Annotated in this window: 22 protein-coding genes, 3 rRNA genes and 1 other RNA gene; 8 read left to right on the forward strand and 18 right to left on the reverse strand. The window is 59.3% G+C overall.

All coding sequences use genetic code 11. From position 1 onward, the window contains the following. Positions 1-43: 43 nt before the first annotated feature. A complete protein-coding gene (locus P1P91_RS13560; RefSeq protein ID WP_311883287.1) occupies positions 44-592 on the forward strand; it encodes an LOG family protein in 549 nt (182 codons plus the stop codon). Positions 593-616: 24 nt separating this feature from the next. Continuing rightward, complete coding sequence (locus P1P91_RS13565; protein ID WP_311883289.1) at positions 617-1588, forward strand: NAD(P)H-quinone oxidoreductase; 972 nt, start codon at positions 617-619, stop codon at positions 1586-1588. On the opposite strand, the gene P1P91_RS13570 is transcribed toward P1P91_RS13565, so the two are convergent. Next, complete coding sequence (locus P1P91_RS13570; RefSeq protein ID WP_311883291.1) at positions 1572-2078, reverse strand: 3'-5' exonuclease; 507 nt, start codon at positions 2076-2078, stop codon at positions 1572-1574. The two genes, P1P91_RS13565 and P1P91_RS13570, sit on opposite strands and share 17 nt — an antisense overlap. Before the next feature lie 59 nt (positions 2079-2137). Beyond that, positions 2138-2626, reverse strand: a complete 489-nt coding sequence (locus P1P91_RS13575; protein ID WP_311883293.1) for a tetratricopeptide repeat protein — start codon at positions 2624-2626, stop codon at positions 2138-2140. A gap of 257 nt (positions 2627-2883) precedes the next feature. Between P1P91_RS13575 and yaaA the strand changes: the two genes are divergently transcribed. Next, positions 2884-3666, forward strand: a complete 783-nt coding sequence (gene yaaA, locus P1P91_RS13580) for a peroxide stress protein YaaA (RefSeq protein WP_311883294.1) — start codon at positions 2884-2886, stop codon at positions 3664-3666. A 16-nt stretch (positions 3667-3682) separates the two neighbouring features. On the opposite strand, the gene P1P91_RS13585 is transcribed toward yaaA, so the two are convergent. From P1P91_RS13585 to ilvC, 8 genes are all read right to left on the reverse strand, one after another. Continuing rightward, on the reverse strand, positions 3683-4258 hold the full coding sequence (locus tag P1P91_RS13585) for an isochorismatase family protein (protein WP_311883295.1): 576 nt from the start codon (positions 4256-4258) through the stop codon (positions 3683-3685). 154 nt (positions 4259-4412) lie between these two features. Continuing rightward, positions 4413-4607: a hypothetical protein gene (locus P1P91_RS13590; RefSeq protein WP_311883297.1), complete on the reverse strand. Its 195-nt coding sequence runs from the start codon at positions 4605-4607 to the stop codon at positions 4413-4415. Positions 4608-4780: 173 nt separating this feature from the next. Beyond that, positions 4781-4896 (reverse strand): 5S ribosomal RNA (rrf, locus tag P1P91_RS13595). 99 nt (positions 4897-4995) lie between these two features. Continuing rightward, positions 4996-7885, reverse strand: a 23S ribosomal RNA gene (locus P1P91_RS13600). Positions 7886-8116: 231 nt separating this feature from the next. Further along, positions 8117-9648, reverse strand: a 16S ribosomal RNA gene (locus P1P91_RS13605). The 16S, 23S and 5S rRNA genes sit together here, the layout of an rRNA operon. Before the next feature lie 360 nt (positions 9649-10008). Further along, complete coding sequence (pssA, locus tag P1P91_RS13610) at positions 10009-10779, reverse strand: CDP-diacylglycerol--serine O-phosphatidyltransferase (RefSeq protein WP_407650621.1); 771 nt, start codon at positions 10777-10779, stop codon at positions 10009-10011. Positions 10780-11089: 310 nt separating this feature from the next. Next, positions 11090-11841, reverse strand: a protein-coding gene (locus tag P1P91_RS13615) for an IS5 family transposase (RefSeq protein ID WP_311883299.1) whose coding sequence is annotated in 2 segments (ribosomal slippage) — positions 11090-11506 and positions 11509-11841 — 750 coding nt in all. Because the reading frame shifts where the segments join, the coding sequence is not laid out codon by codon here. Between the two features lie 76 nt (positions 11842-11917). After that, positions 11918-12934 carry a ketol-acid reductoisomerase gene (gene ilvC, locus P1P91_RS13620; protein ID WP_311883302.1) on the reverse strand — a complete coding sequence of 339 codons (1017 nt, stop codon included), beginning with the start codon at positions 12932-12934 and terminating at the stop codon, positions 11918-11920. 209 nt (positions 12935-13143) lie between these two features. On the opposite strand from ilvC, the gene ilvY reads away from it, so the two are divergent. Further along, positions 13144-14037, forward strand: coding sequence for an HTH-type transcriptional activator IlvY (ilvY, locus tag P1P91_RS13625; RefSeq protein WP_311883303.1), 894 nt, complete (start codon positions 13144-13146; stop codon positions 14035-14037). A 58-nt stretch (positions 14038-14095) separates the two neighbouring features. On the opposite strand, the gene fur is transcribed toward ilvY, so the two are convergent. Then, on the reverse strand, positions 14096-14563 hold the full coding sequence (gene fur / locus P1P91_RS13630; RefSeq protein ID WP_311883305.1) for a ferric iron uptake transcriptional regulator: 468 nt from the start codon (positions 14561-14563) through the stop codon (positions 14096-14098). Positions 14564-14596: 33 nt separating this feature from the next. Between fur and P1P91_RS13635 the strand changes: the two genes are divergently transcribed. Next, a complete protein-coding gene (locus P1P91_RS13635) occupies positions 14597-15094 on the forward strand; it encodes an outer membrane protein assembly factor BamE (RefSeq protein ID WP_311883306.1) in 498 nt (165 codons plus the stop codon). Between the two features lies 1 nt (position 15095). On the opposite strand, the gene P1P91_RS13640 is transcribed toward P1P91_RS13635, so the two are convergent. After that, on the reverse strand, positions 15096-15407 hold the full coding sequence (locus P1P91_RS13640) for an RnfH family protein (RefSeq protein ID WP_311883307.1): 312 nt from the start codon (positions 15405-15407) through the stop codon (positions 15096-15098). Between the two features lie 62 nt (positions 15408-15469). Next, on the reverse strand, positions 15470-15904 hold the full coding sequence (locus P1P91_RS13645; protein ID WP_311883308.1) for a type II toxin-antitoxin system RatA family toxin: 435 nt from the start codon (positions 15902-15904) through the stop codon (positions 15470-15472). Positions 15905-16020: 116 nt separating this feature from the next. On the opposite strand from P1P91_RS13645, the gene smpB reads away from it, so the two are divergent. The 3 genes from smpB to P1P91_RS13660 all read left to right on the forward strand — a co-directional run bounded on the left by smpB (position 16021) and on the right by P1P91_RS13660 (position 19461). After that, positions 16021-16515 carry an SsrA-binding protein SmpB gene (gene smpB / locus P1P91_RS13650; RefSeq protein ID WP_311883310.1) on the forward strand — a complete coding sequence of 165 codons (495 nt, stop codon included), beginning with the start codon at positions 16021-16023 and terminating at the stop codon, positions 16513-16515. 43 nt (positions 16516-16558) lie between these two features. Further along, positions 16559-16938, forward strand: a transfer-messenger RNA (tmRNA) gene (ssrA, locus tag P1P91_RS13655). Between the two features lie 531 nt (positions 16939-17469). After that, complete coding sequence (locus P1P91_RS13660; RefSeq protein ID WP_311883312.1) at positions 17470-19461, forward strand: acyltransferase family protein; 1992 nt, start codon at positions 17470-17472, stop codon at positions 19459-19461. Between the two features lie 369 nt (positions 19462-19830). On the opposite strand, the gene P1P91_RS13665 is transcribed toward P1P91_RS13660, so the two are convergent. The 5 genes from P1P91_RS13665 to P1P91_RS13680 form a co-directional block, all read right to left on the reverse strand. Beyond that, the gene (locus P1P91_RS13665) at positions 19831-20235 is read right to left on the reverse strand and encodes a hypothetical protein (RefSeq protein WP_311883313.1); all 405 of its coding nucleotides are present in this window, start codon (positions 20233-20235) and stop codon (positions 19831-19833) included. Further along, positions 20232-22010: a DUF927 domain-containing protein gene (locus P1P91_RS13670; protein WP_311883314.1), complete on the reverse strand. Its 1779-nt coding sequence runs from the start codon at positions 22008-22010 to the stop codon at positions 20232-20234. Before P1P91_RS13670 ends, P1P91_RS13665 begins: the two co-directional genes overlap by 4 nt. A gap of 148 nt (positions 22011-22158) precedes the next feature. Continuing rightward, on the reverse strand, positions 22159-23100 hold the full coding sequence (locus P1P91_RS13675) for a toprim domain-containing protein (protein WP_311883315.1): 942 nt from the start codon (positions 23098-23100) through the stop codon (positions 22159-22161). Beyond that, entirely contained in the window at positions 23100-23291 is a 192-nt protein-coding gene (locus P1P91_RS15190) for a helix-turn-helix transcriptional regulator (protein WP_407650546.1), read from the reverse strand. The genes P1P91_RS13675 and P1P91_RS15190 overlap by 1 nt, the downstream gene beginning before the upstream one ends. Positions 23292-23392: 101 nt before the next feature. Further along, positions 23393-24148 (reverse strand): hypothetical protein, encoded by a 756-nt coding sequence (locus tag P1P91_RS13680; protein WP_311883317.1) that lies wholly within the window; start codon positions 24146-24148, stop codon positions 23393-23395. Between the last annotated feature and the right edge of the window lie 120 nt (positions 24149-24268).

Consider the following 24268-nt stretch of genomic DNA (forward strand, 5'->3'; position numbering starts at 1 on the left):
CCTCTTTACCTACTCAAACGACTGTTACCACAAGGATCCCGGCATGGCACGTTTTTGCGCTTATCTTGGCTCCCGCCCAGGCAACCATCCCGCCTTTCGCCAGGCGGCGATCACGCTAGGCACCGCTATCGCTCAGCGCGGGCATACGCTGGTCTACGGCGGCGCGCGCATCGGCCTGATGGGGGAGCTGGCCAACGCCGCGCTTGACGCCGGCGGCGAGGTGATCGGCGTCATGCCCGACCACCTGGTGGAGCGCGAGCAGGCCCACTTCGGCCTGACCAAACTTGTTCGGGTGCGCGACATGCACGAGCGCAAGGCCACCATGGCCGCCCACGCCGATGCGTTCATGGCGCTCCCTGGCGGCATCGGCACGCTCGAGGAGCTGTTCGAGATCTGGACCTGGAACTATCTGGGCCTGCACGACAAGCCGCTCGGCGTGCTCAACGTCGAAGACTTTTATACCCCGCTGCTGACCTTTCTCGACGCGACCGCCGGCCACGGCTTTTTGAACGCTGCGACCCGCGCGATGCTGCTCGACGCCGACGCGCCCACGACGCTGCTTGACGCCCTGGAAGGCCGGCTGCAAGGCTGAGCCCTCGCTCATAAGGAGATTTTCATGTACGCCGTCACCTTCAGCCAGCAGCAGAGTCGCTGGCAGTCAGTGCCCGACCTCGACCCGCCCGGCCCGGAAGAGGTGCAGATCCGCGTCGCCTACGCCGGCATCAACCGCGCTGATCTGATGCAGCGCGAAGGCAATTACCCGCCGCCGCCGGGCGTTACCGACATCCCCGGCCTTGAAGTCAGCGGTACGGTCACCGGCGTCGGCGTCAATGTCGATTCGCTCACCCCCGGCCATGAGGTCTGCGCGCTGCTGGCCGGCGGCGGCTACGCAGAGTACGTCAACGTCGACGCTCGCCAGGCGCTGCCGCTGCCCCAGGGGCTCTCCCTGCGCGACGGCGCCGGGCTGCCCGAGGTATTTGCCACTGCCTGGCTCAACCTCTTCATGGAAGGCCGGCTGAAGTTCGGCGAGCGCGCACTCCTCCACGCCGGGGCCAGCAGCGTGGGCCAGGCGGCGATCCAGCTGTGCCGGGTTTTCGGCCATCCCTGCTTTGTCACCGCCGGCAGCCAGGCCAAGCTGGATGCCTGCGCCGCGCTGGGCGCCGACGCCGGCTTCAACCGCCACGACGGCAGCTTCGTTGAGGCGGTAAAAGCCTGGGGCGGCGCCGATATGATTCTGGATCCGGTAGGCGCGAGTTATCTCGCCGACAATCAGCGCGTGCTCAACGCCGACGGGCGGCTGGTACTTATCGGCCTGATGGGCGGGCGACACGCCGAGCTGGATATGGGGCGAATGCTGATGAAGCGCCAGCGCCTGATGGGCTCGACCCTGCGCGCCAAGGCGTCGGCAGCCAAGGGCGATATCATGCAGGCGCTATACGCCCACGTCTGGCCTCGCCTGGAAAGCGGCGAGATCAGCGCCCGGGTCGACCGCTGCTGGCCGATCGAGCAGGTCGATGCCGCCCACGCCTGCATGGCCGACAACGCCAACGCGGGCAAGATGCTGCTGGCGATCAGCGAGCCGTCGTGAGTCTGAGGGTATAGGCGTAGGTCAGCTGCAGCAGGCGAGCGTCGTCGCCGGCGCGATGGCGCTGGATGCCGCGCTCGGCCATCAGCGCCTCCCGAGTCTGGTTCCACAGAGCCAGCTGGGCCTCGCTGAGCAGCAGGTGCAGCGCCTCCAGACGAAATGCCGGCAGCATGCCGGCATGGTGAAACAGCAGCGCAAGCCAGGTGTTATCAAATCCCCAGCTGTCGCTGTATACCTTGCCAAGACCGCCGAGCTCGTCGTTGAGCCAGCCGGCGACCTGGCGCACCGACTGGCCTTCGCGCTCAAGGCGCGCGCGCGAAATGCCGTGGAGTTGCTCGGCCTTGGTATCCCAGTGGGTCCACTCCTGCTGGGGACGAATCAGCAGCGCGCAGCGGCTGCCGTCGCTGCGGGCAATGCCCACCTCGATCGGATAGCTGCCGCGCCCGAAGCCGGACGCTTCGATATCCAGCAGTGTCGGTAGCGTCTCGGTCACGGGCATTGGCATCCTGTGAAGCGCGTGATGGGGAGAAAGGGATGGCAAGCCCCTCGGGCTTACGCAGCCCCGGCCGCCAGCGAGTCCTCGGCCAGCTGCTGCCAATATTGTGCCTGTTCGGGATCCACCGCAAGACCCAGATCACCCTCCCGATACGCCTGCATCAGCCGCTCGGCGGCAAGGTAATGGCCGGCCTTGGCCGCCCGGGCGTACCAGGTCACGGCGTACTCGTCCCGCCGCGGATACTGCGCGCAGCCGTATTCGTAGATGCGCGCCACCTGATACTGGGCCTTGAGATCGCCGGCGTGCGCGGCTTCTACTACATAGCGGGCACCGCGAGCCTTGTCCTGGGGCGAGGCGCTGCGGTGGAACAGCATGTGGCCATACACCGAGAGCGCATCCGGATGGCCGGCCTCGGCACAGTGTTTGAACAGCCTGAGCGTCAGTTGCTGGGTGCGCTTTGAGCGCGGCAGCAGCCAGCGAGTATGGAACAGCCTGGCGGCCAAACGATATTCAAGACGCGTAAACAAAGATGATGCCTGCTGCATGGCGAACCACCTTGCCTTCAAGTTGAACCCGGAAAAGCCCGCCAACAAGGGGCGTGCGGCTACCCTATATCTGCCATGGGCCGGCGCTTGGCCGGCCAACGGGCTGGCAAGCATACGCCGGGCACGACAAGGACTCAACCCCCGGCATTTATTGCCCGTCCACCGCCGCTATCAGGTTAATAGCCCCGGGCCGGGCCAAGGCCTGATAGCATAGCGCCAAGCGTTTGATGCTTTCTTCAACGGTTCACGGAGTACCCATGCTAAGCGTTGTCTCCCCTGCCAAGAAGCTGGACTTTGACACCCCGGCCACCACCGCCGAATACACCCAGCCCGACTTTCTCGAACACAGCCAGACGCTGATCGACATCCTGCGCGAATATTCGCCGCATCAGCTCAGCGAGCTGATGAGCATAAGCGACAAGCTCGCCGGCCTCAACGCGGCGCGTTTTGGCCAATGGCAAACTCCCTTTACCCCGGATAACGCCAAGCCGGCAGCCCAGGCGTTTCAGGGCGACGTATATGCCGGCCTGGCGGCGGCCAGCTTCAGCGATGCCGACAATCGCTTTGCCCAGTCGCACCTGCGCATCCTCTCGGGGCTTTACGGGCTGCTGCGCCCGCTGGATCTCATTCAACCCTATCGCCTGGAAATGGGCACCAAGCTGGCCAATCCGGCAGGCAAGGACCTCTATGCGTTCTGGAAGCCCACTGTCACCCAGGCGCTGGATGAAGCCATTGCCCAAAGCGGCTCGAAGGTACTGGTCAACCTGGCCTCCAACGAGTACTTCAAGGCCGTGGACCATCAGGCCCTTGATGCCCGGATCGTCACGCCGGTGTTCAAAGACGAGAAAAACGGCCGCTACAAGATCATCAGCTTTTACGCCAAGAAGGCACGGGGACTGATGAGCGCCTGGATGATTCGCGAGCGGCTGGATGACGTAGAGGGGCTCAAGGACTTCAGCGTCGCCGGTTACGGCTTTGACGCGGCGGCGTCAGAGGGCGATACCCTGGTGTTTAATCGACGCGAGCGGGATCGCCCCTGAGGTTATAGCCCCGCGGCTAGAAAAACGTCAGCGGCCGCGCCGAGCGATGCTTCAAAAACTGCCGGTGCGCCTGCCTGAAGATCGGCGTATCGCAGCGCTCAAGCCACTCATAGGCGGCCATGTCCGCCGTGATACTTACCGCGCCGCCGGTAACCGCACGCTCCCTGGCAAGCCGAGCCTCCTCCGGTCGCCGGCTTGCCGATGCCTCGCTCAGCCAGTACACACGGTAACCTGCTGCCAGCAGCCCCAGCGCGGTTTGCAGTACGCACACGTGCGCCTCGCTACCGCAGATCACGATTTGCGACACCTTCGCTGCCGTCAGCGCATCGCAAAAGCTCGCCTCCTCCATGGCGCTAAAGTGCTGCTTGTGGAAAAGCTCGTATTCACCCAGCGCCTCCAGCAGCTCGGGTGCGCTTGAGCCGATTTTTTCCGGCGCCTGCTCCGTTACCCAGACCGGCACGCCCACCAGATCTGCTACGCCGGCCAGCCAGCCAGCCTCGCATACCGCTTGCATCCCGCCGTCCACTACCGGCAGCAAGCCGGCCTGCAGGTCAACGATCAGCAACAGGCTGCTCTTATGATTCAGGCGCATATCACACTCCGCTGCCAGGCTCGCACCAACGTGCAGACAAGCCGGCCGTTGCCAAAATACAAAAAAGCCGCTCTATGAGCGGCTTTTCCCTTCGATACTTTCTCTTAACGCTTTCTTTCCACCACGACGAGGTATAAAGCCGCTGGGGAGCTCGTTATTCGGCCGCATCCTCTGCCGAACTTTGAATCTCGTCTCCCGCTTCTTCCAGGCTTTCCCCGGCGCTTTCCATGCTTTCATCGATGCTTTCGCCGGCTTCCTCTGCCGGACCCTGCTCTTCGCAGGCTGCCAGACCGCCCGCCATCATCAAGATACCCAGCACGACTGCCAGCTGTCTCATCGTTGCTTTCATGACCTGCTACTCCTTTCGGGCGTTAAAACAATCCGTTTGGGGAACCTGTCTCGAAAGATAACAGAGCGCGCCTGAAGCGTCATGCCGCCCCTGACGCTTTCATATTACCTGCACAGCCTTTCCTTTCGCACACACAAAAAACCCGGCGCGGGGCCAGGTTCTCTGTGTTAAGTGCCTGACGATGTCCTACTCTCGCATGGGGAGGCCCCACACTACCATCGGCGCTGAGCGGTTTCACTGCTGAGTTCGGCATGGGATCAGGTGGTTCCCGCTCGCTATGGCCGTCAGGCGTAACCGGTGACATATCATGCCGAGGGTGATCGTCTCGTGTCGTATCCGACGACTTTACTGTCTCATCGTTGTCGCGACCCGACCCCTTGGGCGTTATAGGGTCAAGCCTCACGGGCGCATTAGTACCGGTTAGCTCAACGCCTTGCAGCGCTTCCACACCCGGCCTATCAACCAGCTCGTCTTGCTGGGCCCTTCAGGAGGCTCACGGCCTCGGGGATGTCTCATCTTGAAGGGGGCTTCCCGCTTAGATGCTTTCAGCGGTTATCCCGTCCGCACTTAGCTACCCGGCAGTGCCACTGGCGTGACAACCGGAACACCAGAGGTGCGTCCACTCCGGTCCTCTCGTACTAGGAGCAGCCCTTCTCAAACATCCGACGCCCACGGCAGATAGGGACCGAACTGTCTCACGACGTTCTAAACCCAGCTCGCGTACCACTTTAAATGGCGAACAGCCATACCCTTGGGACCGACTTCAGCCCCAGGATGTGATGAGCCGACATCGAGGTGCCAAACACCGCCGTCGATGTGAACTCTTGGGCGGTATCAGCCTGTTATCCCCGGAGTACCTTTTATCCGTTGAGCGATGGCCCTTCCATACAGAACCACCGGATCACTAGAACCTGCTTTCGCACCTGCTCGACGTGTCTGTCTCGCAGTCAAGCACCCTTGTGCTCTTGCACTCACTGCACGATGTCCAACCGTGCTGAGGGTACCTTCGTGCTCCTCCGTTACGCTTTGGGAGGAGACCGCCCCAGTCAAACTACCCACCACACACGGTCCTCGATCCGGATCACGGATCGGAGTGAGAACGCCAATGATGCCAGGCTGGTATTTCAAGGGTGGCTCCCCCCGGTCTGGCGACCGGGGTTCCAGGCCTCCCAGCTATCCTACACAAGCAACATCGGCGTCCAGTGTGAAGCTATAGTAAAGGTTCACGGGGTCTTTCCGTCTGGCCGCGGGTACACCGCATCTTCACGGCGATTTCAATTTCACTGAGTCTCGGGTGGAGACAGCGTGGCCATCATTACGCCATTCGTGCAGGTCGGAACTTACCCGACAAGGAATTTCGCTACCTTAGGACCGTTATAGTTACGGCCGCCGTTTACCGGGGCTTCGATCAAGCGCTTCGCCGGAGCTAACGCCATCACTTAACCTTCCGGCACCGGGCAGGCGTCACACCCTATACGTCCGCTTGCGCGTTGGCAGAGTGCTGTGTTTTTAGTAAACAGTTGTAGCCACCTGGTATCTTCGACCGCCTTCCGCTCCGTCCGCGAGGGACTTCACGTACCGGCGGCGTGCCTTCTCCCGAAGTTACGGCACCATTTTGCCTAGTTCCTTCACCCGAGTTTTCTCAAGCGCCTGGGGATTCTCACCCTGACCACCTGTGTTGGTTTGGGGTACGGTCTCACCGTATCTGAGGCTTAGAGGCTTTTCCTGGAAGCGTGGCATCGATGACTTCCAGCCCGTGGGCTGTTCGTCTCGTCTCTCGGCCTTGAACCACCGGATTTCCCTGATGGTTCGGCCTACGGACTTTTACCGGGACGACCGTCGCCCGGCTCACCTAGCCTTCTTCGTCCCCCCGTCGCAATACTGTGAGGTACGGGAATATTGACCCGTTTCCCATCGACTACGCCTTTCGGCCTCGCCTTAGGGGCCGACTCACTCTGCTCCGATTAGCGTCGAACAGAAACCCTTGGTCTTCCGGCGAGGGCGTTTTTCACGCCCTTTATCGTTACTCATGTCAGCATTCGCACTCGTGATACCTCCAGCAGACTTTTCAATCCACCTTCATCGGCTTACACGACGCTCCTCTACCACGTATCCCGGAGGATACGTCCGTAGCTTCGGTACCTGATTTAGCCCCGTTACATCTTCCGCGCAGGCCGATTCGACCAGTGAGCTATTACGCTTTCTTTCAAGGATGGCTGCTTCTAAGCCAACCTCCTGGCTGTCTAAACCTTCCCACATCGTTTCCCACTCAATCAGGATTTGGGGACCTTAGCTGACGGTCTGGGTTGTTGCCCTTTCCACAATGGACGTTAGCACCCACTGTGTGTCTCCCACGCTGGCACTCACCGGTATTCGGAGTTTGCCTCGGGTTGGTAAGTCGGGATGACCCCCTAGCCGAAACAGTGCTCTACCCCCGGTGGTGATACGTGAGGCGCTACCTAAATAGCTTTCGAGGAGAACCAGCTATCTCCGGGCTTGATTAGCCTTTCACTCCGACCCACAGCTCATCCCCGCATTTTTCAACATACGTGGGTTCGAGCCTCCAGTTGATGTTACTCAACCTTCACTCTGGCCATGGGTAGATCGCCCGGTTTCGGGTCTATTCCCCGCAACTTGTCGCCCGGTTAAGACTCGCTTTCGCTACGCCTCCCCTAATCGGTTAAGCTCGCTACGGAAAATAAGTCGCTGACCCATTATACAAAAGGTACGCGGTCACCGAACGAGTCGGCTCCCACTGCTTGTACGCACACGGTTTCAGGATCTGTTTCACTCCCCTCACTGGGGTTCTTTTCGCCTTTCCCTCACGGTACTGGTTCACTATCGGTCAGCCAGGAGTATTTAGCCTTGGAGGATGGTCCCCCCGTCTTCAGTCAGGGTTACACGTGCCCCGACCTACTCGATTTCACGCGATCGGACTTTCGACTACGGGGCTGTCACCCACTATGGCGGCCCTTCCCAGGGCCTTCGTCTAGTCGTTCACGCGCTTAAGGGCTGCTCCCCGTTCGCTCGCCGCTACTGGGGGAATCTCGGTTGATGTCTTTTCCTCGGGGTACTGAGATGTTTCAGTTCCCCCGGTTCGCCTCGTCTCCCTATGGATTCAGGAGACGATACTCACCTTGTGGTGAGTGGGTTGCCCCATTCAGAGATCGCCGGGTCAAAGGTTGTTTGCCACCTCGCCGACGCTTATCGCAGGCTGCCACGTCTTTCGTCGCCTCTGGCTGCCAAGGCATCCACCGTGTGCGCTTCATTGCTTGACCCTATAACCCCAAGGGGTCGGTGTCGCAATGACAACGATTGCCGGATACGCTTGAGACGTATCACATAATCTTCTTGCGAAGATCGTTTTGTCAGCATGATATATCTTGTTAAAGAGCACTGCCTGAAAGCAGTCATAAGCGTCGTGACGGTTCACGGAGCTTATGACTGCTCAGGGGCACAGCGATCAGGCAATTCATTGTGGGCACTTGCCGAGCGGATGACGCATCGGTTAAGGAGGTGATCCAGCCGCAGGTTCCCCTACGGCTACCTTGTTACGACTTCACCCCAGTCATGAACCACACCGTGGTGATCGCCTTCCGAAGTTAGGCTAACCACTTCTGGTGCAGTCCACTTCCATGGTGTGACGGGCGGTGTGTACAAGGCCCGGGAACGTATTCACCGTGCCATTCTGATGCACGATTACTAGCGATTCCGACTTCACGGAGTCGAGTTGCAGACTCCGATCCGGACTGAGACCGGCTTTACGGGATTCGCTGACTCTCGCGAGCTCGCCGCCCTTTGTGCCGGCCATTGTAGCACGTGTGTAGCCCTACCCGTGAGGGCCATGATGACTTGACGTCGTCCCCACCTTCCTCCGGTTTGTCACCGGCAGTCTCCCTGGAGTTCCCGACCGAATCGCTGGCAAAGAGGGACGAGGGTTTCGCTCGTTACGGGACTTAACCCAACATTTCACAACACGAGCTGACGACAGCCATGCAGCACCTGTCACTGCGTTCCCGAAGGCACCCCGAGATCTCTCTCGGGTTCGCAGGATGTCAAGGGTAGGTAAGGTTCTTCGCGTTGCATCGAATTAAACCACATGCTCCACCGCTTGTGCGGGCCCCCGTCAATTCATTTGAGTTTTAACCTTGCGGCCGTACTCCCCAGGCGGTCGACTTATCGCGTTAACTTCGCCACAAGGGTCTCAAGGACCCCAACGGCTGGTCGACATCGTTTACGGCATGGACTACCAGGGTATCTAATCCTGTTTGCTACCCATGCTTTCGCCCCTCAGCGTCAGTGTCAGTCCAGAAGGCCGCCTTCGCCACTGGTATTCCTCCCGATATCTACGCATTTCACCGCTACACCGGGAATTCCACCTTCCTCTCCTGCACTCTAGCGCGACAGTTCCGGATGCCATTCCCAGGTTGAGCCCGGGGCTTTCACAACCGGCTGATCGCGCCGCCTACGCGCGCTTTACGCCCAGTAATTCCGATTAACGCTTGCACCCTCCGTATTACCGCGGCTGCTGGCACGGAGTTAGCCGGTGCTTCTTCTGTGAGTGATGTCGTTCCTGGCGGGTATTAGCCGCCAGGCCTTCTTCCTCACTGAAAGTGCTTTACAACCCGAGGGCCTTCTTCACACACGCGGCATGGCTGGATCAGGCTTTCGCCCATTGTCCAATATTCCCCACTGCTGCCTCCCGTAGGAGTCCGGGCCGTGTCTCAGTCCCGGTGTGGCTGATCATCCTCTCAAACCAGCTACGGATCGTCGCCCTGGTGAGCCGTTACCCCACCAGCTGGCTAATCCGACATAGGCTCATCCGATGGCGGGAGCCTGAGCCCCCTTTCTCCCGTAGGACGTATGCGGTATTAGCCCGAGTTTCCCCGGGTTATCCCCCACCACCGGGCAGATTCCTATGCGTTACTCACCCGTCCGCCGCTCGACGCCCAGGAGCAAGCTCCTGTCGTTTCCGCTCGACTTGCATGTGTTAAGCCTGCCGCCAGCGTTCAATCTGAGCCATGATCAAACTCTTCGGTTTCAATCATATAGTCCGTTAAGCGGACCAAACTTGGCTCAAGGTATCAAACGTCTCAAACGAGACCCGAAGGTCTCTGACGAGTCGCTTGCCTTGATGATAGGTGATTTGTCACCCACCCAGGCAAGCGCCCACATGAATTACCTGATCAACTTGTTAAAGAGCGTCTCGCTTTTTGCGGCGAGGAGGGCGTATTCTACACGCCTTTGAGCGGCTGTCAACGGCGATTGTTTCGAATAGCGTAACTCGTTGAGACCACCGGCCTTTTGGGGCCTTTCGCCGCCGGTGACGGCTTGGCGTCGTCGGCAGCGGATGCGTACTGTAGGATCTTAAAAGCTGCTTGGCAAGGGTTTAGCCAAGAAATTAATGCCGCCGTTTGACCTTGCGTAAAACGGCCTGCAGCGGCCCGGAAATCACGTAGGCACCAAAAAGCAGCAGCAGCATGGCCGAGGGCTCGACGGAAATCATTACAAAGCCCAGCACCACGGCTAGCAACACGACAAACGGCACCGGCTTCTTGAAGTCGATATCCTTGAAGCTGTAATAGCGAATATTGCTCACCATCAAGATGCCGGCCGCAGCAACCACGCCAAGCATCAACAGTTTGAAGCCGAATTCGTTGGCATCAAAACTGTTGAAGGTCCACACGCTTGCCGCCACCAGCGCCGCCGCCGAGGGGCTGGGCAAACCAATAAACCACCTCTTATCCACGCTGCCGATCTGGACGTTGAAGCGCGCCAGCCGCAAGGCAGCGCAGGCGACGTAGAGAAACGCCACGATCCAGCCGGGCTTGCCGATATCCTGCAAAATCCAGGTGAAAGCTACCAGCGCCGGCGCCATGCCGAACGAGAGCATATCGGCCAGGCTGTCATATTCCGCCCCAAACTCGCTTTGCGTATTCGTCATGCGCGCTACACGCCCGTCCAGCCCATCAAGCACCATGGCAATGAATATAGCGATGGCCGCTGCGGAAAAATCTCCGTTGATACCGGCCACAACGGCAAAAAAACCGGAAAAAAGCGCCGATGTCGTAAAAAGATTGGGCAACAGGTAGATACCCTTGCGGCGCACCTTTTCCCCCTCGACCATGGACTCTTCGACCACCTCCGTCTCACGCATGAAGGTGGCTGCCATGTCTTCATTGCGGCGGATATCCGCCTGCGTCTCATGCGACGATGTCGAGGATGACGTTACGTCGCGGTTATCCTGAGTCATAGCAATTACCTTGAGTCGTGGATGGCATTCCAATTCACGGGGGTCGCGGCCTGAAAGCAAATCGCTGCGATACGCCCTGCATTCTACATGGTGGCACTACAACCACCACAGGCAAGGCCTCAACGCCCGGATGGTGAAAAACAAAAAGCGCGTACGATGTCAATCGTACGCGCTTTATAGCAGTACAGAGCAGCGCCTGGCTGCTCCATCACCTAGAGAGCGTTAACAATTAGGCCAGCCATATAACGGCTGATACAAGGCAGAGTAGTGACTGGTAATTCCTTGCCAGTCGCTCATAACGTGTAGACAACCGCCTGAATTTCTTGATTTTCTGAAAAAATCTTTCTACCAGATTGCGATCCTGATAGCAGTGCCAATCGACTTCGATGCGTGCCCGGCGATTCCTTTTGGGAGGAATCACCGGCTTTGCCCCCACGGCCTGAATGGTGGCTCGTAAAGCCATCGAATCATATCCCTTGTCACCCAGCACCGCTTGCGGAGAAAAGCCTTCCAGTAACGCGGGAGCAGCACGATATTCCGATGCTTGTCCCGGGGTGAGAAGCAGCCGTACGGGGTTGCCCAACGCATCGACAGCGGCATGGATTTTGGTACTCAAGCCCCCTCGGGACTTGCCCATGGCTTCTATGTGCTGGGTGGTTTTTTTGCCGCTCCCTGCTGATGGACTCTGACAATACTGCCATCGATCATCAGCTGCTCCATGTCGGGATCATCGGCTAACGTGTCGAAAATCTGTTGCCATACGCCTTTCCTGGCCCAACGGTTATAGCGCATGTAAACCGTGTGCCAACGTCCGAACGCGTCGGGTAGGTCGCGCCAGGGAGCGCCTGTCCGGGCAATCCAGAGGACGGCTTCGACGAATAGCCGGTTGTCCTTGGCTGTTACCCCACGGTCTGAAGCCTTGCCGTGAAGAAGGGGCTCAATTCGATGCCATTGATCATCGCGTAGAAGTAACCGAACCATATCTATGCTCAAAAATTTCCATAATGGACCGGATCAGCGCTCACCATCAATTGTTAACGCTCTCTAGGCTGCCGACTTAATTTTTCTCTTTGTCGACCAGCTGATTAGCGGCAATCCAGGGCATCATGCCGCGCAACTTAGCCCCGACTGTTTCCATCTCGTGCTCGGCGTTGAGACGGCGGCGTGCGGTCATCGACGGATAGTTGGTCTCGCCTTCGTTGATGAACATCTTGGCGTATTCGCCCGTCTGAATGTCCTTCAAGGCGCTGCGCATGGCGGCTCTGGACTGCTCGTTGATGATCTTCGGGCCAGTCACGTACTCACCGTACTCCGCGTTGTTGGAGATAGAGTAGTTCATGTTGGCCACGCCGCCTTCATACATCAGGTCTACGATCAGCTTGAGCTCATGGAGGCATTCGAAATAGGCCATTTCCGGCGCGTAGCCGGCTTCGGTCAGCGTCTCGAAACCGGCCCGGACCAGTTCAACGGTACCGCCGCAAAGTACAGCCTGCTCGCCGAACAGGTCCGTTTCGGTCTCATCCTGGAAGGTGGTCTCGATGATGCCGCTGCGACCACCGCCAATACCTGCAGCGTAGGACAGCGCAAGCTCCTTGGCACTGCCTGAAGCGTTCTGGTGCACTGCCACCAGATCGGGAATGCCGCCTCCGCGGACGAACTCGCTGCGCACGGTATGCCCCGGCGCCTTGGGCGCGATCATGACCACGTCAAGATCCTTGCGCGCCTCGATCTGGTTATAGTGAACGTTAAACCCATGCGCAAAAGCCAGCGTCGCGCCCTCTTTCAAGTTAGGCGCCATCTCATTTTCATAGATAGCCTTCTGGTTCTCGTCCGGCGCCAGCACCATGGCCACGTCAGCGACCTTGCACGCTTCCGCGACGGTGGCGACTTTCAACCCTGCGGCCTCAGCCTTGGCGGCAGAGGAAGAGCCTTCACGCAGTGCCACAGTCACATCCACGCCGGACTCCTTCAGGTTGTTGGCGTGAGCGTGGCCCTGAGATCCATAGCCGATAATCGCAACCTTCTTGGCCTGAATCAGGGACAGATCGCAGTCTTTATCGTAATAAACGCGCATAGCTAAAGCTCCACAGCAGTATAGGCAGAAACAGAATGGACAGAGAAAGCGCTAGCGCAACGACACGTGTCAGCGCTATCAGCCACCCCGGGCATCGCAGGCACCAGGGTGCGCCATGCGACATGAATAGACTTTACGTCATCCCGCTTATTGCGTAAAACGCTATATTTGCAATGCAGTATTGCAGTTATGGCAACGCTGGAGACATCATGGACTTTCGCTCGCTACACTATTTCATGGCCCTGACTGACACCCTGCACTTTGGTCGCGCCAGCGAGCTCTGCCATATCAGCCCCTCGACGCTCAGCCGCGCGATCCAACAGCTCGAAGAGAGACTCTCGGCCACGCTCTTCGAGCGCGATAACCGCCACGTAACGTTGACCCGACAAGGCCTTATATTCCAGCGCTATGCTCGCGACACCCTTGAGCAATGGGACAACATCCAGCGCACCCTGGCCGATGACGCTACCCAGCTGACCGGTGCCATCAGCATTTACTGCTCGGTGACCGCAAGCTACAGCTTTCTCTACGCCCTACTCAGCGACTTTCGCGCCCGGCACCCGGGCATTGAACTCAAGCTACGCACCGGTGATCCGGCCGAGGCCATGGGTCGAGTACTATCCGGCGATGATGACATGGCCATCACGCCGAGACCGCGCACACCACCGCCGGCGCTGTCATTCAAATCGCTGACCCGCTCACCGCTGGTGTTTATTGCGCCCAATGCGCCGCTGGACTGGCTTCCACAAGCCCCGGAAAGCTCGACCCCTGCGCAGTGGCACCGTGTGCCCATGATCCTTTCCGAGGCCGGCCTGTCGCGGGAGTACGCCGATACCTGGTTCAAGGCACTCGGCGTCTCCCCCCACATTTACGCTCAAGTGGCCGGCCACGAGGCGATTGTCAGCATGGTTGGCCTGGGGTTTGGCGTGGGCGTAGTACCACAGATCGTGCTGGATAACAGTCCCCTGGCCGCCCGCGTCCAGATTCTCAGCGTCAAGCCCGAGCTTCCCCATTATGACGTTGGGCTCTGTGTGCTTGGCCGACGCCTGAAGCGCCCGCGCCTGCAGGCCCTGTGGGACGCCGTGAGCGAGCAGAAGCTTTAACAAAAAAACGGCAGGCGCTGGCCTGCCGTCGTGGTGAAAACCGTTGATAGCGCTTGCGCTACTTTTTGGGCGCCACGCCCTTGGGCTGCGCGCTGCCTTCTCGACGAGTCGCTTCCGAATTGCGCGGGCGCACGTACAATACAAGCGCATGGTCCACGAGCTCGAAGTCGTGCTCCTCGGCGATCTCCTGCTGGCGACGCTCGATTACCTTGTCCACGAACTCGAAAATTTCCCCGCTTTCCAGGCAAACGATGTGGTCATGGTGCTCTTCCTGGGCCATCTCGAACAGCGCATGCCCGCCGTCGAAATTATGCCGTATCACAAGGCCAGCCGACTCGAATTGAGTCAACACCCGATACACGGTGGCCAACCCCACATCCTCACCTGCATCAATCAGGGTCTTGTAGACTTCTTCGGCGCTCAGATGATCCTTGCCCGAAGCTTGTTCGAGAATCTGCAGGATTTTTACCCGCGGCAGGGTCACTTTTAACCCGGCTTTACGCAGCTCATGATTCTGATCGGCCATGGTCACTCTTCGCAGTAACAGGTTAGGTCGGGTATGATCGACCAAAACCACGATAGTGAAGAACAGGCGCAAATGCAAAAACTGACGAGAATCATCGCTCTTTCCGTTACCTTGGCCACCGTCAGCGGTTGCAGCACCTTTGGTGTGTACAAGCGCGATATCCCCCAGGGCAACCTGATCACCCAGGAAATGGTCCAGCAGCTGCGTCCCGGCATGAGCCAGCGCCAGGTTACCCAAGTCATGGGACGCCCTCTGCTGGAGGCCCCGTTTGACGCCAGGGAGTGGGACTACGTCTTCCAGCTGGACAAGGCCTATAGCGGCGTTGAAACTCGGCGCCTCACGCTCACCTTCGATGACACCGGACAGCTGGTCAATATTGAAAAAGATGGCAATATTGCCAAGGATCTGCCGCTGGACATCAACACGGCACCCGGCGCTAGTGAAGGCGCTGACCCCCTGAAGGCGATGCCCGAGGAAAGCACCGGTGTTTCAGCGCCGGAGGCTGGCCCTGCCAGTACGCCGCGGCGCTAGCTCAACGCCGCTGGCGCTTGGCCCGCGCCAATCGGGCAGCCTTGGGATCAATGAGCAGAGGGCGATAAAGCTCCACGCGATCCCCTTCGCGCAGCCGGTAGCCCGCCGGCTCGCGCAGCACCTTGCCGAAAATGCCTACATCCAGCCGTTGAAACATCTCGGCGGGGACTTCCGGAAACAGGGCGGGCAAATCTGCCCGAGCCACCGCCTGGGCGGCGGTTGTACCCGGCGTGACCCCCAGGCTCACCAGGCGTTGCTTCTCCGGCCGGGCAAACGCTACTTCAACGGTTAATGAATGGTCCGCACTGCTCACGCCTCTCTCCTTTCCCGCAATTCTTGTCCCGAGCCCCTATCGTCAAGCCTGCACCAGATCTGTCATTGGCCATAAAGCTCATCGGCACGTCGGGTGAAGGAGTCCACCAGCTGAACGGCAATCTGCTCGAAAAGCTTGCCAAACGCCATGCTCAGCAGGCGGTTGGCAAATTCGAACTCCATCTCCAGACTGACCCGGCACGTCGTGTCATCCACGGGGGTGAAAAGCCAACGTCCCTTGAGACGCTTGAACGGCCCTTTCACCAACGACATTTCAATTCGCTCGGGCGTATAAAGGTCGTTGCGCGTGGTAATGGTCTGCTCGACACCGGCTCGCCCAAGCGTCATTTCCCCCACCAGGTGAGTTTCATCACGCTCCAACAGCCGGGCACGACGGCAGCCGGGTAAAAACTGCGGGTATTGCTCAAAGTCGTTCACCAGCTCAAACATTTGCTGGGGAGTATGCCGCACCAGGGCGGAACGATTCACGGTTGGCATTGACCTCTCCGCTGACTTCACTGTGCCCAAGGCGTATCATTGGGGCAATTTTCCATGAATGGTACCACGCCTTTTCCATTCACGAAGGGCAATCCACAGATCAATGATGAGGTGATATGGCCACGAAGAAGGGAAAAACCAAGAAGGGCCCGGGCAGCAGCGTGATTGCCCAGAATAAAAAGGCGCGCTTCGAATACCACATCAACGAGACCTTTGAAGCCGGGCTTGCGCTGGCCGGCTGGGAAGTCAAAAGCCTGCGCGCAGGCAAGGCCCAGCTTACCGATACCTATATTCTGGTGCGCCGGGGCGAAGCCTGGCTGCTGGGCAGCCATATCATGCCGCTGGATACTATCAGTACCCATGAGACGGCTGACCCCACGCGCTCCCGCAAGCTGCTCCTTCATCGCAAGGAAATTGCCAAGATTTTCTCCCGGATCCAGGACAAGGGGCACACCTGCGTGCCGCTCAAGCTGTACTGGAAGCGTAATCTGGTAAAGTGCGAGCTGGCCCTGGTCAGCGGCAAGAAGCAGCACGACAAGCGCGCCACCGAAAAAGCCCGCGACTGGCAGCGGCAAAAAGGTCGTATCATGCGGGAACAAAATAAAGGATAGCTGGTCAATGAGGGGTGAGCACGTTAGAATGCTCACACGCTAAGGGGGCGACATGGTCTCGACGCCGATGACAACCCCTGCGGTGCATGCCGAGAGCGTGATGTATCTCGTAAATCCAACATCACGAAAAATAGTCGCAAACGACGAAAACTACGCTCAGGGCGCGCTGGCAGCGTAAAAACTGCTAGCTTCTTGCCCGGCTCCAAGGCCATGTGCCTGTTCATGGCTGCGGAGATACGAGCTAAAACTGACAGGATCGCAGTTGGCGGCGTCTTCACGTCAGCTGTTAAACCTTTGAAGACTCGCGTGGCTGAATCCTGATCGTCGGAGTCAGTCGCGCTAAAGCAAAAGACGAAATCTAAGCATGTAGAGCCAATGGGCGAGTATCGGCGGACGCGGGTTCAATTCCCGCCGCCTCCACCACTTAAGTAAGCGAATCAAGCACCTACGGGTGCTTTTTTCGTTTATTGGCCATCCCATTAGCCATCCCCAAAACGCTACCCTGGCGCCCTGTTCGATGCCTGTAGGCAGGTGCGCGCGATTCATCATTCTTCAACATCCTGGCAGAAGGCAGCCCTGGCCGGTGCTTTCGATTCCTTGCCAGGGACGCCGGTTCGATTCCGAGAACTAAGCTGGGCGGGCCATAACAGCCGAGAGACTCCCCGAACAATGTCCCTGTTTTCCCGATTTTTCTTGTTTCTCGCCCCCCCCTCTCTCGGGAAGTGGGACACTCAGCCTCGCGCCGACCATGCAAGCCATCCCGTTTGATTGGGGAGGCTGATGCCCAGACATCAGCGCTCTACTCACGGGGGCTTGGGCGCCCTCAGTCCACAGACGCAGGCAAAGAAGCCATACTGCGCCCTCACTAGGCTTAACTTAGGGGAGCGAACCCCCTACCATACTCAGCCTAATCGGCTCCATTCGCTCCTCATCGCCCCAGGAAAGGGACCTTCCATGCAATACCGCCCTGAAGTTGATGGCCTCCGAGCCATTGCAGTGCTGCCCGTGATCCTCTTCCACGCCGGTTTCTCGGCCTTCTCTGGAGGCTTCGTCGGCGTTGACATCTTCTTTGTCATCAGCGGCTATCTGATCACCACCATCATCTACCAAGAGATGGCCCAAGGTCGCTTCTCCATGTGGCGCTTCTACGAACGTCGTGCCAGGCGCATCCTCCCAGCCTTATTCGTAGTGTCGCTCGCCTGCATTCCCTTCGCCTGGCTTTGGATGCTGCCCAACGAGTTCAAGGACTTCAGCCAGAGCCTGGTCGGGGTGGCCACCTTCACCTCCAACATCCTCTTCTGGCGCGAGAGCGGTTACTTTGCTGGCGCAGCCGAGCTCAAGCCATTGCTGCATACTTGGTCGCTGGCAGTCGAGGAGCAATTCTACATCCTCTATCCGCCGCTACTGCTCGCACTTTACCGCTTCGTTCCCAAGTTACTGTTCAGCATCATCAGCCTGGGTGCGTTAGCCAGCCTTGGCCTCGCGCACTGGGCCTCCTCTGCGCACCCATCGGCTAACTTCTACCTTCTGCCTACACGTGCCTGGGAGCTCGGCTTAGGAGCCCTAGTGGCCATTTACCTGCAACGGCTGCGCTCCGGAGATAATGCCAGTTCACCATTGGAAGGACCGCTGCGCGAAGTCGCTGGTTTGCTTGGTCTGACCCTGATCCTCTACTCCATTGTCGCTTTCGACGAGGCCACCCCCTTCCCGAGCCTGTGGACCCTGATCCCCGTCCTCGGCACTGCACTTATAATCCTCGCCTCCAATCGCAACACCTTGGTCGGCCGCCTACTCGGCGTGCGTTTACTGGTCGGTATTGGCCTGATCAGCTATAGCGCCTATCTCTGGCACCAGCCGTTATTTGCCTTTGCCCGAATCCGCCTCTTCGAGGGCGTGCCTGATTCGGCCTTCTGGCTCTTAATAGCAGTGACGTTCGCATTGGCCTGGCTGACCTGGCTTCTTATCGAAGTACCAACACGGAAATATCTTAAACTACCAAGGCCACAGGTTCTCTCTGCTGCAGCTTCCGGTTGTTTGGCGGTCGGTATCGTCGGCGGACTGGGCTGGTTCAATGGCGGCCTACCAGATCGGTCTGCCCCTTCTGGGCTCAGCTTCTCTCAGCTTGATTCGGCTAAAATGACAAAGGTCAATCATGGGCTCAGTAGCACCTGCGAAGGATCATTCACTCTATCGCCAGATTGCCGCACAGGAGAAAAACCCTCGGTCATGGTTTGGGGGGATAGCTATGCCATGCATTTAATGCAGGCATTGACCTCTAGCCAGGCCTCGAAAGAAGTCGACTTTATTCAGTTTACGAAATCTGTGTGCGCCCCCATCTTCGACTTGGCGCTTACGAACCACAAATATGGCCCTTCATGGTCTGCGGGGTGCATCGACTTCAACAACCAAGTCAAGGAGTGGCTCAAAGAAAGTATAGATGTTGACTATGTAATCATGTCGTCTCCAATGGGCATAATATTCAACAAAACTTATGACGGTTCCGGAAAACTATATCCAGCAACCGAATCCTTAGTAATGGAAAAACTGAACGAAACGGCTAACTACATCAGAAGTCTTGGCAAAAAACCTGTCTTCATCTCCCCGCCCCCCAGGACCGGCGACAACCTTGCCCGCTGCGTTATTGGCAGCCTTGTTTTCACCAACAGTAAAGGGGAAGAAATTAGCTGTGACTTCTCTTATAATGAAACCAGCTCAGAGCATAAAAGCGTCACCCAATTTCTCCATAACACAGAGATCAACATGGCCGTAGTAGAACTATCAGACCACATGTGCGATGGAAATAAATGTTCAGCAGCTATCAGTGACACAAACATCTTTCGTGATCCAGGTCACCTCTCTCACGCCGGTTCAGCACTCATAGGCCAAGAGAGCAATCTGTTAGGCGTGGCCATGGAAGCGGCTGATAGCTTTTCTGCGACTGACTGAAAGGACAAGGCCTCAAGGTGATCCTCAGCAATGTAATCGGTAGGAGCAAAGCTTGTTCCCTCAGCAGCTTAGGCCAGCAGTGATGTGCTGGCCACCCGCGCGTACTGGTCGAAAAATCATCAGACGCCCGTCACGGCAAAGGCGCCCAGCCTGGGGCGCCCTTGGTTGTTGCCGTCACTCAACCACCAATCCTTCCAAGAGCTCGGACCATTCATCAGGCCGCTACAGCGCCAGCTCTTGCTCAATAGCCTGCCGGACGAACTCGGCCGGGTTACAGTGGCTATGGTGCGTCATTTGCTGTTGCACTCGCGGCATTCGTTCTGCGCTGCCCTTGGGAGCCGGTGGCTTATGGTTGGCCGGCCGAACCACCTAGAAGTCCTTCACGGTAGCAGAATCACTCAGTAGGCGGTGAGCCTTGCGACGGGCGGCCTCGGTCTCAGAAGCCACCTCAAAGGTGTCGTCTATCATAGCCACCAACTCGGCCCGTACCTGCCTGCTCAGGGGCGCCAGCGTCACGCGTAGGCGATGCGCCAGCGCCGGCCCAAGGTCGCGGCCTGCATCAGCTAGGGCGGCCAGCAGCGTCTCGACCTCATGCGCCGGCCCGGCCTCGCCCTGCTCTACCTGCTCTACCTGCTCTACCTGCTCTTGGTGGTGTCCCACGTGTCCCGCCTGTCCCAATGGCTCAACCATGCGGGTTTGCGGCGGGACAGGTCCGGGACTGATGGTGCCCATTCGTGTCCCAGCGAAGGCGCGGTAAACATCGTCCAGGCTCATGCATCGCCCTCCTCGGCCTCAGCCGGGCGGATCGCATAGACGCGGCGCCGGCTACCATTGATCCGCACGCGCACGGACCGCGCGCCTGCATCGCGTTCGACTATCCAGCCGGCCACCTCCAAGGCTTCTGTGCCGCGCTTCACGTCGAAGCCGCCCAGCGCCTCGGCCAGCCCCTCGCCACTGAATAGGTAGGTGCGGCCCTCAGCATCATCACGCCACCAGCCGGCCCGATCTCGCACCATAGGGGAATGGCTCAGAGTGTTCTCGACGCTGCTGAATCGGGCATCGCCATGTCTCTCGATGAAACCGGCCACGTTGGCCAATATCTGCTCATGTTCGGACCTGACGCCGCCCTGCCCGGCGGCCCATGCGTGGAACGCCTCAATAGCGGCGGCCATGGCCTCGCCCGGTTGCCAGCCCGTCAGCCCGTACTCGGTGGCCAGCTCGCCGGCCAGCCCGATCAGCGCCAGCACCTTGGCGGCCCGGCCTTGCAGCGGGCGGGACGTGGCGAAGCCGTCCACCTGGGCGAAGCGGTCCACCTCGCCGGCCAGGTCGCGCTCCTCGGCCACCAGCCGCTCGATGAACGCCGGCCCAAGGTGGCCATGGTGGCGCGTCACCTCGCTTTTCAGGTGATCCGCGAAGGCGCGGCCATCGGCCAGGTGGTGCAGGGTATCGAAGGCACCGTGCTGGCGCTTGGCTGGTATATCCAGCAGTCGGACGGCCTGCCCGGCATGGGGGCGCTTGCCAGCCTCGCTCATGTGGGCGGCCAGGGTGCGCTCGCCACTGCTCAATACCGCAATGCGCCAGCGTTGTGGTCGCCTGGCAGTGCCATTGCGGCTGGCACGGGCTTTGCCGGTGCCGTTGCCCAGCGCATAGACAGTGGCGCCGATCTCTTTGCCATCGGCCTCGCCTATCTCGTCCAGCACCAGCGCAGTGTCGCTCAGGGCGGCGGCCACGCCTTCCAGTCCATTACCGGTGGCACGCCAGGTGCGCTTGAAGTCGGGACCGCCCCACACGCTCGACGCGACCTCCAGCAACGTCGTCTTGCCGTTGCTGCTGTCGCCCACCAGATGGATGCCTGCCGTCTGCCGGTGGCACAGGTGCAGTAGCGGCCCGGCCAGGGCAGTGGACACGGCCAGCACCATCAGCGGGTTGCCGCTGCATAGCCGGCCAATGCTCTCGCGCCAGCTCACCAGGCTGCCGGCGGTGGCGTACTCGTCTTGTCCGGCCACCTCGCTCTGGAAGGTGATTCGACGCGCCAGCTCGCCCTGGGCAATGGTGCGCCGGGGCATGACAAACGCCAGCGCCTCCTCGACTCTGTGCCAGCCCACACGGGTCGCGGCCACCACCACTTCATAGGGCCGGCATTGTAATGCCCAGCGGTGCAACGGCTTGAAGCCGTCAGGGTTGATACGAACGCCCATATCCAGCAGCTCGCCGCGCATCTCCTCGCCGCTGCCTTTCAGCAGCCGCAGGGGCATAGCCCATTGGCGCCACGGGCCATACGGGGATTTGAAGCGCAGCAGCAGCCCGTGGTTATCGCCGCGCTCGTCATGCGTGGCGGCAAGGCACTCGATGGGGCTGCATATCCACACGTCGAAGGGGATGGGCTCCCCGTCGCCCTTGGGCTGGCGCTCCCCATGGTAATACAGCCCCGGTGGCCCAAATTGGCTGGGGGCCAGGTAGCAGAGGAAGGTGGGGCGCCTGGGCTCCTTCACTTTGGCCGGTTCGGCCTCGCTGGGGTCCACCTCGCGGGTGATGGGACACGTTGGCACAGGTGGTGTCCCGGCGGTGTCCCGGCGAAAAGCCACGTCATTGCTGGGTTGGGACACATAGGACAGGTGGGACACGTCCAGCGGGGTATGGGCGGGCTTAGGGATTGGCGGCTGCCCGAACATGTCGCAGGTATCGAGGTCACGGTACTCACTCACCATGGCCACCTCCCAGCCGGCACAGGCGCACGTCGGCAAAGTCGGTGCAGCTCTCGCAGCCGTCGCAGAATTGCGGCATCAGCAGGTCGCCGCCAATGGCCAGGGCAGCGTGGCGGGCCTCAACCGCGCCCTTGTTGGCCTTGCCCTTGGCCGGCAGGTGGCGGTCATCGTCGCCACACACGGTAATGCCCACCTCAGCCGGCATACGTTGGCGAAGGCGCCGCGCCACGGGGGCCAGGTTGTCGGCATTGCGGGCCACCACCACAGGCGCGCCCATGGCCTCATGCAAGGCGGCGGCGGTACTCCAGCCCTCGGCCACCAGCACGCGCCCAGCGCCAGCCAGGTGGCCTATCAGGCTCGCCACGCCTTTGACACGCCCGCCCTTAAGGGGGCGCTTGCTGCCGTCGGGAAAGATGCGCTCTAGGTTGACCAGCTCGCCCTCGAAGTACAGCGGCACCAGCAGCGCCTCGCCGCGCTGGCGAAGGTTGTAGGGCGGTAGCCGCTTGCCAGCCAGCCAGGGGTGGCCAGGATCGCCGGGGCCAGCCTCGGCCCACCAACGCCGGGCCTTGTCGGCAGCCTTGGCCGCTTGCTGCTGGCGCTCATGCTCTTGCCGCTCGCGGTCGCGCATGGCGTCCAGCCGGGCCTGGGTGGCGGCCTCGGGGTCGCTGGCGCCGTGAAGCGTCACCACCTCGGACACGTCCAGATGCCAGATGCCAAAGCTCGCCGCCTGGGGGCCATGGATGCGATACCAGCCGTTGCCGTTGCCCTTGGGCTTGTCGGGCGCGTCGAATCGCTCGAAGCGGCCTGACGCCCTGGGGGTCAGCATCACGCCATAGGCGGCCAGGGCTTCAGCCAGTGCGACCTCGATGCTGCTGTGCTTGTCATTTCCTGAGTCTGAGTAGCATTGTGGCGAAATGGGATTTTGGGTAACCATCAGCAAACCCTCCGATTCTGGCTTGCTTCCCAGGTTTCCAGCTCTGCCACTCGCCAACGTGAGGATGCTGGCCCTATACGATGTGGCTTGGGAAAATCAGAACGCTCACGTGACCAGCGCCATACGGTAGGGATGGAAATCGCCAAGCGATCTGCCACTTGGCGAGCTGTCAGGAAGGTACTAACTGTCACGGTGATTCACCTCGTATTGACTTGATTGCAAGGTGAATCGTGAAGGCTCATCTATCTTTTGTTGTGTAAATACAGAAATGTAGAATGTACAGAATGACCTATTATCTCATTTGATAGGCATCCAGCGCGTCTCCTACCAATCTCTTCAGCTTTTCCTCTCTCATGCCACTACCTTGACCAGCCTGGGCCTCCATGGCCCTAGCAATCTGCGCGCAGTTCGGCTTCCCGCCCCACTGGTATTTTTTTTGATCTGTGCCAGTGTATGCCACCACTTCCACGAGAAGCCCAAGTGCCTCCAAAGCCCTAATTTCTCGCTTATCTTTCTTCTTTCCCTCCCTAACATCCTCGTCAGATAAAATCTGAGCGACAAGGGTTTCCAAGTCATCCTTTTTGAAAACCCACTCTTCTGGCACTGGCTTCCCCGGCCTTTCAGGAAAGCTCTTTCCACTTGGCAAGCTTTTATACTGGTGCCCAGGGATAAAGGACTCGCCGCTCTTCGGGTCTTTGACATACCACTCGCTCAAGGGGCTGAAGGCTGAAGGAGTTTTCAACTCATACTTGCCCATCAGCACACAATCTGTGTCGTCAGCATTAACCGTCATCCCAGGAAGGGGAGATGAAGGAACCGGATGCTCGTGAACAGTAAAGTTTAGGTGGGCTTTTGGAGCTCCCTTATCCCCAACCAAGGGCCACGCGGGCATTGAAAGATCAACGAAAATCGGGATATCGCCAGATCTGGCCAGCTCAATCAACTGGTCAACACTCACATCCTCGCCAATGCCGATGCTCAAAAATTGAGCCGCCGACTCCAAGGAGTGCCACTGCCGACGCTTCATAATAGTTTCAGAAAAAGCCACTTGTCCCTCACGATCATTGGTGGATTAGCTTCCTACAAACCGTGATGATATAGCATGAGACGAGTACTTTTATACGCAAAACCCAAGCTGGCAACATGCCCAGCACCATCAAGGCCTGCG

This window comes from Halomonas piscis (genome assembly GCF_031886125.1).
Taxonomy (GTDB): Bacteria; Pseudomonadota; Gammaproteobacteria; order Pseudomonadales; family Halomonadaceae; genus Vreelandella; species Vreelandella piscis.

Excerpts from the sequence above, each read along its gene's own strand:
- P1P91_RS13585 (WP_311883295.1), bottom strand. The coding sequence starts at position 4,258 with ATGCGCCTGAATCATAAGAGCAGCCTGTTGCTGATCGTTGACCTGCAG.
- P1P91_RS13565 (WP_311883289.1), top strand. The coding sequence starts at position 617 with ATGTACGCCGTCACCTTCAGCCAGCAGCAGAGTCGCTGGCAGTCAGTG.
- P1P91_RS13575 (WP_311883293.1), bottom strand. The coding sequence starts at position 2,626 with ATGCAGCAGGCATCATCTTTGTTTACGCGTCTTGAATATCGTTTGGCC.
- P1P91_RS13560 (WP_311883287.1), top strand. The coding sequence starts at position 44 with ATGGCACGTTTTTGCGCTTATCTTGGCTCCCGCCCAGGCAACCATCCC.
- pssA (WP_407650621.1), bottom strand. The coding sequence starts at position 10,779 with ATGGCAGCCACCTTCATGCGTGAGACGGAGGTGGTCGAAGAGTCCATG.
- ilvY (WP_311883303.1), top strand. The coding sequence starts at position 13,144 with ATGGACTTTCGCTCGCTACACTATTTCATGGCCCTGACTGACACCCTG.
- P1P91_RS13665 (WP_311883313.1), bottom strand. The coding sequence starts at position 20,235 with ATGAGCCTGGACGATGTTTACCGCGCCTTCGCTGGGACACGAATGGGC.
- fur (WP_311883305.1), bottom strand. The coding sequence starts at position 14,563 with ATGGCCGATCAGAATCATGAGCTGCGTAAAGCCGGGTTAAAAGTGACC.
- P1P91_RS13675 (WP_311883315.1), bottom strand. The coding sequence starts at position 23,100 with ATGGTTACCCAAAATCCCATTTCGCCACAATGCTACTCAGACTCAGGA.
- P1P91_RS13590 (WP_311883297.1), bottom strand. The coding sequence starts at position 4,607 with ATGAAAGCAACGATGAGACAGCTGGCAGTCGTGCTGGGTATCTTGATG.
- P1P91_RS13635 (WP_311883306.1), top strand. The coding sequence starts at position 14,597 with ATGATCGACCAAAACCACGATAGTGAAGAACAGGCGCAAATGCAAAAA.
- P1P91_RS13660 (WP_311883312.1), top strand. The coding sequence starts at position 17,470 with ATGCAATACCGCCCTGAAGTTGATGGCCTCCGAGCCATTGCAGTGCTG.
- yaaA (WP_311883294.1), top strand. The coding sequence starts at position 2,884 with ATGCTAAGCGTTGTCTCCCCTGCCAAGAAGCTGGACTTTGACACCCCG.
- smpB (WP_311883310.1), top strand. The coding sequence starts at position 16,021 with ATGGCCACGAAGAAGGGAAAAACCAAGAAGGGCCCGGGCAGCAGCGTG.
- ilvC (WP_311883302.1), bottom strand. The coding sequence starts at position 12,934 with ATGCGCGTTTATTACGATAAAGACTGCGATCTGTCCCTGATTCAGGCC.
- P1P91_RS13645 (WP_311883308.1), bottom strand. The coding sequence starts at position 15,904 with ATGCCAACCGTGAATCGTTCCGCCCTGGTGCGGCATACTCCCCAGCAA.